Raw genomic sequence first — 12,160 nt, 5'->3', positions numbered from 1 at the left:
CCCAATCTAACGCGCATCGCGCAATACTTCCGTCTTCAGGCTATTTGCGTTTACCTCGTGTCGTGGACCTGGTGATTGTTCAATATGACCCGACTTCCCCGCTATCCGGCTGTGCAATAATCTGACAAGCGATCCCTGTGTACGCAGCGAAAAAATTTTCTTCACTCATCACCCGGCAATATTCGGAATCCGACGTATACCAAGGATACCAAGGATCTAAATAATAAAAATTATTCTCTTCCTTCCGAAGCAGCACTACCCAGTGGGTTTCCGTTTTGTGCTCCAACATTCTACACCCTCTAAATAACCATTACGTCGGGATCAACACCGTCCACGGCTCGGTGACAGTGGCAAACGTCAGACAGACCTTCTTGTGCAACACAGCGGTTCTGCTTCTTTAAAGCGTAATCAGCATATGGATATCCTTCGGCTCTTTTTGGAAGAGCTCAGGATCTACTTCATCCGTCAACTGGCTTCCATTGCTCTTGTAAAAAGATACCGCCGAGCGAGTTTCCGTTGAAGAAACATAGAGGTGCTTCGCGCCCCTTCTTCTTGCTTCTTCCGCAAGCTCATTCATAATGCGCGATCCGATCCCTTGTCTACGATAGTTCCGAGATACATACATGAGATCAACCTGAAGCTGGTCGCGCTGCTCCCCGCGCCATTGATGGGCCAAGACGCCGAAGCCTACTAATGTGTTTCCATCGAAAGCACCGACGGCCATCCCGCCGTTTTGCAGCTCGAATACATATCGTTCTTCCATCTCTTGCAGCAACTCGATGTCCCAATTCGGACATTCGTGGTTCGCATGAATTTCCGTCATCTTGCCGTCGTGCATTTCATAAATCAAATCAATATGCTCCGAGCGATCGATTTCCTTCAATTTCTCCACTTGAGCTTCCGTCATTACTTGATAGTTTATCATTGTGCTTCCTCCCATTTTGTGTGAATGTGTCATTCTAATCGCTTTTCTTACTGGTACAACCAGTTGCGACTTTTCATGCAGCATTCAAGCAAAATGCAGGACGGTCAGCCATAAGAATCGTGACTCTACAACTATGGATTACCCTTTCACCTCCTTTTTAGATGCTAATCTATTATGGCAATGAAATGCTATTGACGCTATTGTTCTACTACTTGGATGCAAGTTGACCGCAAATGGTTTCCGTATAACACCATCCATTATTATACATCCGTTCATGCGCTAACGATAGTATCATAATTGGAAACATGCCGATATAGTCAAATAGGAGGATCACAAAAGAGCATGCTCGAAAAGCCTGTTAGGGTAGCTTTAACGAACATGCTCAAATATCGATTCCAATCACGAAACTGGCGTAATGCGATAACTACATACATTTCCGCCCTCAGCCATACATGCTGTTCGTTCTACGTGAGCTTGGAGCAAGGTGCGAAATAACTCGAGCTCGCAGCGGCAGACATGACCGTACCTGCATGCAACTTTTGCAATCGGACAGTTTTTCTCTTCAAAGGAATAGGAGCCGTCTGCATTCGGGTGCATGTTTGCCATGTAACCTTGTTCATTTTGCACTCGGACGAGCGCCTCCAGCCGATCCTCCAGTGTTTCTCCTGCGACTTCTCCTTCATACCGCTGCTGCAGCATAGCGCCTCTCCGTTCGAAAAACAAGGCCACGCCCGCTTCCCCGAACAATGTCGCCAATTCATCAAATAGCTCTGTCGCTAGTTCATCATATTGACGCGGATACAGCTGGGCAGCCGAATCTGTAAGTTGATAATAATGCGTCGGTCTGCCGACCTGATGCCGGCGCACCTTTGTTTCAATATGTCCCTCTGCCTGCAGTTCCGTCAAGTATCGACGTATCGCAACACCAGTCACTTCCATGCGGTCAATAAGATCCTGAACCGTGACGGTACCCAGCTTTTTCAGCCAGAACAATACCTGTTCTCTGGATGTGCTGTCTTGGCCGGAAAGACTTGCTGCTCTCATGCCATGCTCCTTTCCATCGTTTCTACCGGATCGCTTATTATTCAGAGCTTCGTTTTCGTCATGCCCCGTGATGCAGCCCACACCTTGCAGAAGCAGCGTCCTGCTTCTGCAAAGTTTGCACACATCAATCTCAGCGAATGGCATCATTGTAGCGGCGGTTCACTTCTTCCCAATTCACGACATTCCACCAGGAGGATACGAAATCGGGTCTCCGGTTCTGATATTGCAGGTAATACGCATGCTCCCATACATCCACCACCAAAATCGGCGTTTTATTCTCCATTAACGGCGTATCTTGGTTCGGTGTACTCATGACCTCAAGCTTATCTTCGTTTACGACTAGCCAGCCCCAGCCTGAGCCGAAGCGGCTAATTGCCGCCTTCGTCAGCTCATCCTTCATTTGCTCAAAGCTGCCGAAGTGCTTTTCGATTCCCTTCGCAATGTCACCATATGGGCTGCCCCCGCCGGTTGGACTCATGATTGACCAATATAAGCTGTGGCCGTAATGTCCCCCGCCTTGATTGCGAACGGCAGTGCGGATATCTTCCGGGACGTCGTTCAAATTGCTGACCAATTCCTCGATCGAAGCATTTGCAAATTGCGTATGACCTTCCAATGCCTTATTTAAATTGGCCACATAAGTGGCGTGGTGCTTCCCATGGTGAATTTCCATCGTTCTCGCATCCAGATGAGGCTCCAGCTCATCGTATGCATACGGAAGTTCTGGCAATGTAAATACGCTCATGTAATCATCTCCTTCTTGGTTCATATCCGGATACATCTTTGATTATATATTTATCCAATTATTTTGTACATAGCTAAATATGTTTCCTGAAGGAAACTTTTGAAAAAACGAATCGATAAGGCTTGAATGGTATCGAAAATAAAAAAGGCGCACCATCCGAAAAAACTCGAAGGCGGCCTTTTAAGTGTACCTATTTAGGAAAAGACTTGTGTGCTTTCTTTCACCTCTGCAAATAAGCGGAGCACATGATTGTGATGGGCAATAAGCTGTTCAGCAGCTTGTGTGCTTCATTTCACAGGTAAAGCCGCTTGAGATGCCGCGGTTTCATACAAATACAGCTTTCCATTTTGCGGCTTCAAGAAAGCTTGGCCCTTGTACCCCCTTCGAATGAGCTCTTTATGCAAATACTTCATGAGTGCCCCATGGCATACGATCAGCACATTCGACTGACAATTTTCCTCGATCCAATCCGTTACTTCTCTGATTCTTCTCAAGGTATCTTGCTTCTTCTCCTCCTGCGACGGATGAGAGAACGACCAGGCTAATCGCGCCAAGATCATCCAAAAACTGTGCGGAAGCTTCATTTTCGTGTGAAATACAGCTTTCATTCCAATCTCACGAAGACGATTCGTTGCCATGATACCGCCTTGATGTATGTACTCTGCTGTTGTAACCGCTCTTGGTAAATCACTGGACACGCATATACTCCATGCGATATTGTCAGCAGGGGGATCCCCTAGAATAACCTTTGCTTGATCATACTGCTCAACCCAATGGTTGAACTCCGCTGAAGTCATCCACTTCGTTTCTGGTTCACACTGCACTTTAAAATGGCGAACTAAACCAATTTTCATTCCTGCTCCATCTCCTCATTCAACAGCACCATATGAATATGGGCTTCCCATATGAATCCGCGCTCTTATAATGAGTCTTTCGGAATGGATTAATTTATTCATAGATTCACCTCATGATTAATCAATCTCACAGCTCGAGCCTCATTAGAGCGACAACAGCCCCTTGACCGCGGAAACGCCGAACCACCCGAATTCCCGATTTGACCGCATAGGTTTTACCTTAAGTATAACAATGGCTTCTCTAACAGGAAATAAAATCTATCTAAAAAAGAAGATATCTCCTTTAACGGAAATGTCGCCGAACCCTATTCCCACCTCCTTATTGATCGTATATAATGAGAATCATTTTCAATGATGAGGAACTATCTGTACGACCACCATTCCTCGATTCTGGGATTTTAAATATGCGCGGGCAGAAAAGGAGGTTGAACGCAAATGAATTCGAACACAGTATCCGTTCGGACTGAAATATTGAAGCTATCTAAACGAAGCGGCTGCTCCCATTCGTATCGAAAATCACTGTTGGAGCAACTCCAGCAGGCCATTCCCTTCGATGCCGCTTGCTGCACCACTGTCGATCCCGACACCCTATTGTCCACAGGCTCTGTGACAGACGAGGAAATAGAACAAATCCATGACAGCTTATTTGCGTATGATTATTTGAGAGAGGACTATATTCCTTATCATCAGCTAGCTCAATCCGAGGACTCGACCGCTACATTAAGTCTAGCTACGGCAGGAAAACTGGAGAGAAGCGCACGCTATCGGGACGTATTGTTACCTGCGGGCTTTCAAGATGAATTGCGGGCCGCACTTCTATACAAAGGGGCCTGTTGGGGATACTTGACCTTATTCAGACGATTTGAAAAGCCGACATTTACAGAGGAGGAGCGGCTCTTTATTGCTTCCCTAGTGCCGTCCATCGCTCAGCGGCTGCGCAAATCCAGCTTCGCTGTACCCGCTGCAGTTCAGGCAGAACCGGAAGTTGAGCCCGGGATACTCGTGTTAAACGATAAATTTGATACTTTATCCGCCAACGATACTGCATACCAATGGCTGCGCCGACTCCGCGAATGGGAAGGCATCTCCAGCTCAACGACGCTGCCTAGACCCGTCAGAACTGCTTGCTTCCGAGCACTGTCGATGACGAATGTCTCTTCTTCATGCAAGTCCTGCGTGCATATTCCCGGATATCCATACATAACGATTCGAGCAAGCAATCTGCACGGCGATATGGATAATGCTCCTCTGCTTGCGGTAACCTTCGAGCCGGCGGGTCCGTCCGATACGCTGCGGCGTATGGCGGAAGCCTTTGAATTGAGCGAACGGGAGAAGCAAATTCTCGATGCACTCATTAGAGGGCTGTCAACCAAGGAGATTGCACTCTTGCTGCATATATCCGCCTAAACGGTACAGGATCACCTTAAATCCATTTTCACCAAAACTGGAGTTACGAGCCGTCGGGAGCTCGTATGGAGCTTCTTTTCACGATTTGGAGTTGTATAAACGTTCATAACTACTCGGCTAGAACAAATCCATTGGAATAATACTTACGAAAAAAAGCAGTTGTCACAGGCTCCCTGTACAACTGCTTGTCTTCTTTTTTTCGAGTATGTAGATATGATCCAGCAGACCAGAATCAGACAGCCTTTCTTATTTGTTCAGAATACCGTACATGAGCATATCAACGGTTCTGCGCAATGCTTCCTCGATTGACATACGGCTTCCTTCCCTCGTTCTGCGCTCCATCAATTGATACAGAGCCCCTATATAAATATCAATAAACAGCTCCCGATCAAATGGGCGGATCACTTGCTCTTGAATGCCCTTATCCATCAGCAGTCGGATATTATCCCATCCTTCCTGTACATATGAATCTACGAGCTTCCATTGTCCCGGGTACAATTTCTTCAACTCGTCCAAAGTACGGATATCAATAAAGGCAATCGCACTTGGAAGCATCATTAACGCCTGCTCTATCTTTTGTATCAGTGATAAGGAATCGTCACCTATCAACCGCGCCTCGGCATCCTTCATTTCCTGGATGGACTGTTCAATCAAAAACGAAATGATCTGTTCCTTCGATTCAAAATACTGATACAGCGTCTTCGTGCTGATTCCGAGGAGGCCTGCAACATCGCGGATTGTAAATTTTAATCCCCGAATTTTGATCTCTTCTATGGCAGCCTTTGCAATTCTATCCTGCATAAGAATAACGTTCTCCTTTCATGACTTTTGATATAAAAAAAAGCGGATATAGGAGAAGGAACAAGTTCGGTGTCCACCACATCATATCGAAGTCAAGCCGAACTGACCAAAGAGCGATAGCCTGCAAGCCTGAACAAAAGGTAAGCAGCAAGGAGGTGAAGCATAACGCTGACCACACTGGCTTCTTCTTATGATAATAATAAATGCTTAACAGACCCGTTATGGATATGAACAAATCCAAAGGAATAAAGGACATATTCCATGCAACTAACAGTTCGTTGCTGTAATCCTGATACAAGTACTCTTTCGGAATCCAGCCCATGAACGTAATTGTCCAATACACGAGAAATCCAATATCCGTGAACAACATAAAAGCCTTCAATGTTCTTCCCATTCTACTCTCTCCCTATGAGAAATGATGCAAGGAAAACAAATATAATATTTTGTTTTCCTCAGTTTCCATCCATCATACTTTTTTCTGTTATAAGAATCAAGAAAAAAATACAAAAGATTCCCAATAAAGTGAATGAAACTCCCGCAATGTTCATACTCATAAATCGGAAAATGCTGCAAGCTGAGAGGTGATCACATGTCTCTTTTCCATGGATTCCGTGAAGTAACAATTGCGACATCTGGGGCTAACATTTATTTGCTTATTGGGGGATGCGGCTATCCGTTGCTACTGCTGCATGGCTTTCCTCAGACCCATGTGACATGGCACAAGGTTGCTGCGGAATTAATGAAAAAGTACACCCTTATTATTCCTGATCTGCGCGGCTATGGCCGCAGCGAAGGCCCGCTCCCTGATCCTGAGCATATTCATTATTCCAAAAAGGCGATGGCTCTAGATATGTACGAAGTAATGGAGCAGCTCGGCTACCGCCACTATTATGTAGCTGGTCATGACAAAGGCGGGCGCGTCGCTTATTCCTTAGCGCTATACTACCCAGAACAGGTTACCCGGCTATCCGTACTGGAGGTCGTGCCTGAACTGGATACGATGAACCTAATCAATTTCCAATCCGCCTATTCACACTACCATTATTTCTTTTTGTCACAGCCGCAGCCCTTTCCGGAGACGTTGATCTCACAAGCGCCGCAATATTTTGTACGCCACACTCTTTTTAGTTGGGCAGCTAATTCGCATGCCTTTACCCCGTATGTGATGCAAATCTATGAACATGCGTATACGAAATACTCCGTAATACAAGCAGGCTGTGAGGATTACCGTGCCGGCATTACCGTCGACCTTAAAAACGAGTACACAGCGCGGCAAAATCAGCTGCAAATTCGATGTCCTATGTTGTTTCTATGGGGAAGCAAGGGATTATTGAACTTAAAAAACCCCCTCTCCATCTGGAAAACATGGGCTCCATTAGCTGTCGGAGCGGAAGTACAATCCGGCCACTTTATCATGGAAGAGAATCCTGCGGAAGTGATTAGCCACTTTACTGCCTTTTTCCCTTAACTGCTGCGGTTGATTCACCTGATACGCACACAAAAAACATGCCCTCATCTATCCAAGGGCATGTTTCTCTATTTTCAAGACAAGCGACGAGCGTAATCAAACCGCCTGATTCGCCTTGATCGCATAGTTCTCTGTTATACATGCTGCGGAAGTCTTTTCTTTATAAATCTCATTTGCCCTCGATGATTGATCTCATCTTCGAATACATGGAACCATTTGAAATAATTATTCGCAGGCTTGTCATGCCAAAAAGACGTTTCCTCATAAAGCCACGCATCATTTCTGCTACTAAACCCAGTTAAGGTATGTTGTCTAACCTCGTCTAATGTTGATAAGTAAAAGTCCAAATCATTCCCTCTAATCGCTTGCTTTCCTTTTTCGCCTAACTCTAATGCCGCGCCCCACTTTTCCCATTCTTGCTCATTTAATTCCCGATTTTCAAAAGTTTCTGCCTGATAAGCATATTCAACTGCTGCCATATGATACAGTAATGCCCCAATAGTATTGCTGTTCTGATCAAACCTATAATCTAATTGCTCCCGACTCAACCCCTCAACCGTCTTCAATGTAGTAAATCGTGCATAATTCATCATCGAAATAAGCCTGCTTAATTCCGGAGTAAATCCATCCACATCCTTTATCAGAAACAGCTTATCCATGTCCATCCTTTTTTCCTCCTTACATACATTAGTCTAACTATCGTATGAATCAAGGGCTCTAGTTGACCTGTTGCTTAAGATATAAAAACCAACTCTTAATAGAATGCAATCGTATCTTCCGCAGAGCCCGCGCAAATATATATTTTTTCGGCTCCCCACTCACGCGCTTTTTCTGCGCATGCGAGAAATAATCTTTTGCCTATCCCCTTGTTGCGATGTTCTAACGAAATAAACAAAGAATCAAGCAGTACATATTTGTATGCGCTCCCAAAAATCTCTCGGTCAATCGTGCCAAATCCAACGAGGCTGCCTGTATTCTCAGATACACCTACAGCATAGCCATCTTCCATTAGCGTATTGCGTAACTTCGATAAATAATGCTCATAACCGTCTGGCCAGTCGTTCTCTTGGTAGTTAATTTCCACTAATTGTCGTGTACCGTCTATTTTCCGCCATGCCCTTTTAATATACTGCGAGGGATTAATTTCATTAATTCGATCACATTCTTCTATCGTTAAACTTCGATATGTATATGTCATGTTTCTCTCCTAAAATAATTCAAATGATTCAGTGGTGTCGTTAACACCTAATCATTTGCTAGCAAATCCTTCTTATAGAAGTAATGCCGATAACCTATCGGTGCGTCCTCTATCATCGCAATTGCTTCATAGCCATACTTTTTGTAAAAATTCGGCGCCTGAAAGCTGAATGTATTCAAGGTTATGAAGGTGCAGTTCTTTTCTCTGGCGATGCGATCCGCTTCCTGCAGCAATTGCGCACCATGGCCTTCTCCGCGATGACCCTCATCCACCCATAAAATATCGATCTCCATCCAATTCCAGCATACGACACCGTTAAGTCCGGCGATAATTTCGCCTGTTTCATTTTTGAGACAAAGATGAACCTCTTCAAATTTAACATTTGGGACATGTTTTTTATTGAATTCGATTAGTTTATTGCGTACATATTCAGCTTCCTCGTTTGTACCGCTCGTTACACTATACTTGTCCGACATATCTCAGTGCCCCCATTTTCATAGATTGGCGCTCGCAATTCTGCACGAGCTTCATTAGTCATCTACCTTGAGTATACACGAGTCATATCATCCAAAACAAAGTACATACTCCTAGTTCTAAAATGACACCGACCTTTAAATTGGAATAGAATATTCCTTATAGTTATCACGCAATGAGCAATATTGTAAAAAGTCCCTACGCACATCAGGACGCTTGATGCATGTAGGGACTTTTGGGTATGCGTTTATTGCTTACGACTTGCTCTATTGAATCTTGCGGTTGCCGTGCCGAACCGATGCTCTACTTCATAAAACGAACAGTATGTGTACGCCCCTTGGCTCCCGCAGTATTTACTGTCAGTTTAATCGAAGGCTCTGTCTGCTGCACCGTAATCGTCGAATCTGCCGATGCCAGCCTCCATCCCTTGCGATTCAATTCCATCACAACTTGCGATTGGTTCTGGGTTGGGTCGGATACGGCAATAACCAGTTCCGAATCTGTCTCCTTGACAAGTGCGGAGGCCGGTTGCCTGGAAGCGATTCCGTCCACGACCGCGGGCGTCCAAAAATTGATCGCGGTTATACCCAGCTTATGTTCCCGGACAGACTGCACGCTAGTGCCATTGCTCAGCACAGTAATGTCCGGTGCCTGGCTATAACGAAGAGTCGCTTGCGCATCATAATTCGGCAGCAATACATACGAATAGGAGCCTTTATCCGGGTTCACGCCATGATCGAAGGCAAGACTGACGTACTCTCTCGTAATCGGTGATGCGGAACCGCCGTTATTGACGTCCTTCCATGATCCCGTACGAGCCTCGCGCTTGCCCTGAAGCATAGCTGCTTTCGGGAAATAATATCCGATATCCCCCTTGCCGTTCCCGTCGAGATGCGCCCATGACACATCTGAAAACTTCTCCGACCATCCCGGTTGTACAGGTGGAATGTTGCCATTTACAGTTAGCGACCCACTGCCTCCGCTTACTTTGCGGTTATCGACAATCGTTTCGACTTGACGCCCATCCCCGCCCGCAATGCCTGTGCCGAGCGCCACGATTTCATTGTCGAAGGAGAACCATGACTTTTTCCCCGTTAAAGAACTTTTCTCCACAGCAAACTCCATGCCGGCTGCCCCATACTGATCGTCGAGGGAGGCTCCGCCTACCCATGATTTCGGACTAAGGTAATATTTCCAGTCGCGCAAGGAACTGTACGAGCCGTCCGTGGTCGTGCCCGGCAATCGCAGCATGTCCGCAGTTGCCCAGTAACCGTCGCTGTATTGGGAAAGGTCGTCATTATATAAGTAGGTCATGCCGTTTCCTGTATGCCATGGTTTCTTGTTCTCTCCATTGCCATACTCATAGCTCGCTATTCGCTTGGAGGACATACTGATGCCGAATCCAAAGCCTGGCCGCAAATGAATGACCCTGTCCATGCTGGCAAAAACCTTATGCTTGACCAAATCTTCTTGCGGTAAGATGGAAGAGTCTTGCAACAGGTTTTTCATTAAGGCGATATCGTATGTGCCAAGGCCGATATAGTAATTGTCGAAGGAGACATCCTGCTGAAGCCATGCCTTGACGGCAGACTTTATGCGAGCAGACTCGGCAGCAGGAGCAGATTCGGATAGCCGCAGGATGCTCTTGATCGTGCCGCGGCCGGCAGTGTGATCGGTCGATTGTTCGCGGGATATTGCGCGACCGCGCACCATATCCATCATGGCGCCCTTGTATATTAGGGGCTCGAAGGAATCCTCAATCCAGCGGTATATGTTTCCAGCCTGCGGATCGATAACCTTCCACGGCGAACCATTCAACAAATAGAGCATCTCGGACAGTCGATCCAGCAATACCGTTCCGTAGCTGCCCGTATATGCAATGACATCATGCTGCACGAATGAGCCGTCCGCATAGAAGCCATCCCTCCGAGTTACATATGGGAATACCGGACTAATCGCGTCTCGCCCTTGCATCAGCTTTGCGTCCGAAGTACCTGTTGCTCCTCTCAGGGTCACAACGAAGGCCTTGTCTACTAAGTTAGCGCCCGTTTCGAGCAAGCTGGGCTGCATCGTTCTTCTCGTCGGATCAGGGACGAATGCATCAATCGCGCGATTGTAGCTATTGATTTGAGCGGCAGACAGATCCTCGAACAGTAACACCGTGATATCGTTCAAATATTGCGGAGAGCCGATCTCCCAATCCCACCAGTTTTTATAAGGAGCAACACGCTCATTGTAGCGATTGGCATACATCCAATCGAGTCCGCTTATAAGATCGGCGCGCAGTTGCGGATCGTGATACAGCAATGAGCCTTGCGTCGCGTATGCCAGCGCCATTTGCCGCAAACGTTGAAATGCGCCCGTTACATGCGACGATTCGGCGCCGCTGGACAGATCGCTCCATAGCGAGCTGCGATCTGCATGCTTGTTCATCGTATTCCAGTACCCAGTGCCGTTACTATTGCTTACACTCTCCACTACCGAAGCAATCGCCGCGTTCATATCAGAATCCGCCGAATGATAGCTGGCATTGCCGGTCAATTGCTGAATGCGCTTGTCGCGAACCGCTTTGAATTGTGCTGCATCTGCTGGAGGATCGGTTGGCTCGCTGCCGCTATTGCTTAGACGAATCGAATCGTACCATGCCTCACCGACTGCACTCTCATAGAACAGCTCTACCTTTAATCGAGTTGCCTGCTGCGGAACGGACAGCTCCAAACGATGCTCCGTCCAATCATGCGTTCCGAGCAGCGGCGATGAGGATGGACCAGAACTGATGGTAGCATTCGAGCTGTTCAAATATTGCGTGCGAATAAAGGCCCCACCGTAAGAAGCACTCGACTGTAAGTCCTTGGTGCGCAGCCAGCCCGAAAGGGTGTACGTATCGCCTGGCGTTACGTCAACGATCTGCAGAACGTCTGCCCGTGCATATTCAGCGCTGCTGATTGTAAGCGACCGCCCCCCTTCATAATAGATGTTTGGATCTAAGGAAAGGATCGGCTTGCCGGATGGAACCCACTCACTCCAGTAGCTGGGCTGTAATGCGCTCCAATATCCGCCTGCGGGCTGTCCCGCTTCAAAGCTGCCGTTAAGCAGAGTACCTGCTTCTGCTCTGGCATGAGGCTGTCCCATGACAGGAATTAGAGAGCCAAGCAAGAACACCGCTAACGTGACACGAATAACGCGACGTGACCATTGTCTCATTATGTATATCCTCCTAGATGAATTGTCGACTCGATTGTAA

General features: G+C 46.7%; 13 protein-coding genes. 2 read left to right on the top strand and 11 right to left on the bottom strand.

Annotated elements, in window-relative coordinates; all coding sequences use genetic code 11:
• Positions 1 to 79: 79 nt before the first annotated feature.
• From NO352_RS06255 to NO352_RS06235, 5 genes are all read right to left on the bottom strand, one after another.
• On the bottom strand, positions 80 to 289 hold the full coding sequence (locus NO352_RS06255) for a hypothetical protein (RefSeq protein WP_268599289.1): 210 nt from the start codon (positions 287 to 289) through the stop codon (positions 80 to 82).
• A 108-nt stretch (positions 290 to 397) separates the two neighbouring features.
• On the bottom strand, positions 398 to 925 hold the full coding sequence (locus NO352_RS06250) for a GNAT family N-acetyltransferase (RefSeq protein WP_268599290.1): 528 nt from the start codon (positions 923 to 925) through the stop codon (positions 398 to 400).
• 399 nt (positions 926 to 1,324) lie between these two features.
• On the bottom strand, positions 1,325 to 1,969 hold the full coding sequence (locus NO352_RS06245; RefSeq protein WP_268622938.1) for a helix-turn-helix transcriptional regulator: 645 nt from the start codon (positions 1,967 to 1,969) through the stop codon (positions 1,325 to 1,327).
• Positions 1,970 to 2,099: 130 nt separating this feature from the next.
• Complete coding sequence (locus NO352_RS06240; protein WP_163979715.1) at positions 2,100 to 2,714, bottom strand: superoxide dismutase; 615 nt, start codon at positions 2,712 to 2,714, stop codon at positions 2,100 to 2,102.
• 287 nt (positions 2,715 to 3,001) lie between these two features.
• Positions 3,002 to 3,568: a histidine phosphatase family protein gene (locus tag NO352_RS06235; RefSeq protein ID WP_289355080.1), complete on the bottom strand. Its 567-nt coding sequence runs from the start codon at positions 3,566 to 3,568 to the stop codon at positions 3,002 to 3,004.
• A gap of 435 nt (positions 3,569 to 4,003) precedes the next feature.
• On the opposite strand from NO352_RS06235, the gene NO352_RS06230 reads away from it, so the two are divergent.
• Positions 4,004 to 4,975 (top strand): helix-turn-helix transcriptional regulator, encoded by a 972-nt coding sequence (locus NO352_RS06230; RefSeq protein ID WP_353961222.1) that lies wholly within the window; start codon positions 4,004 to 4,006, stop codon positions 4,973 to 4,975.
• A gap of 246 nt (positions 4,976 to 5,221) precedes the next feature.
• Here NO352_RS06230 and NO352_RS06225 read toward each other — a convergent pair whose 3' ends face one another.
• Both NO352_RS06225 and NO352_RS06220 read right to left on the bottom strand, forming a co-directional pair.
• Positions 5,222 to 5,776 (bottom strand): TetR/AcrR family transcriptional regulator, encoded by a 555-nt coding sequence (locus NO352_RS06225; protein WP_268599294.1) that lies wholly within the window; start codon positions 5,774 to 5,776, stop codon positions 5,222 to 5,224.
• Complete coding sequence (locus NO352_RS06220) at positions 5,766 to 6,170, bottom strand: DUF5360 family protein (protein ID WP_289355079.1); 405 nt, start codon at positions 6,168 to 6,170, stop codon at positions 5,766 to 5,768. Before NO352_RS06220 ends, NO352_RS06225 begins: the two co-directional genes overlap by 11 nt.
• Positions 6,171 to 6,365: 195 nt before the next feature.
• Here NO352_RS06220 and NO352_RS06215 point away from each other — a divergent pair, with 195 nt between their 5' ends.
• Positions 6,366 to 7,244, top strand: a complete 879-nt coding sequence (locus tag NO352_RS06215) for an alpha/beta fold hydrolase (protein ID WP_289355078.1) — start codon at positions 6,366 to 6,368, stop codon at positions 7,242 to 7,244.
• 134 nt (positions 7,245 to 7,378) lie between these two features.
• Here the strand turns inward: NO352_RS06215 and NO352_RS06210 are convergent, their stop codons facing one another.
• From NO352_RS06210 to NO352_RS06195, 4 genes are all read right to left on the bottom strand, one after another.
• Positions 7,379 to 7,903 carry a DinB family protein gene (locus NO352_RS06210; protein WP_268599296.1) on the bottom strand — a complete coding sequence of 175 codons (525 nt, stop codon included), beginning with the start codon at positions 7,901 to 7,903 and terminating at the stop codon, positions 7,379 to 7,381.
• A 95-nt stretch (positions 7,904 to 7,998) separates the two neighbouring features.
• A complete protein-coding gene (locus NO352_RS06205; RefSeq protein WP_289355077.1) occupies positions 7,999 to 8,442 on the bottom strand; it encodes a GNAT family N-acetyltransferase in 444 nt (147 codons plus the stop codon).
• A gap of 47 nt (positions 8,443 to 8,489) precedes the next feature.
• Complete coding sequence (locus tag NO352_RS06200) at positions 8,490 to 8,918, bottom strand: GNAT family N-acetyltransferase (protein ID WP_289355076.1); 429 nt, start codon at positions 8,916 to 8,918, stop codon at positions 8,490 to 8,492.
• A 301-nt stretch (positions 8,919 to 9,219) separates the two neighbouring features.
• On the bottom strand, positions 9,220 to 12,120 hold the full coding sequence (locus tag NO352_RS06195) for a polysaccharide lyase 8 family protein (protein ID WP_289355075.1): 2,901 nt from the start codon (positions 12,118 to 12,120) through the stop codon (positions 9,220 to 9,222).
• Positions 12,121 to 12,160 lie beyond the last annotated feature (40 nt).

This window comes from Paenibacillus sp. S-12 (assembly GCF_030363895.1).
Taxonomy (GTDB): domain Bacteria; phylum Bacillota; class Bacilli; order Paenibacillales; family Paenibacillaceae; genus Paenibacillus_B; species Paenibacillus_B alvei.
The sequence above is the reverse complement of the archived record's forward strand: the minus strand, read 5'-3'. Positions and strand labels throughout refer to the sequence as shown.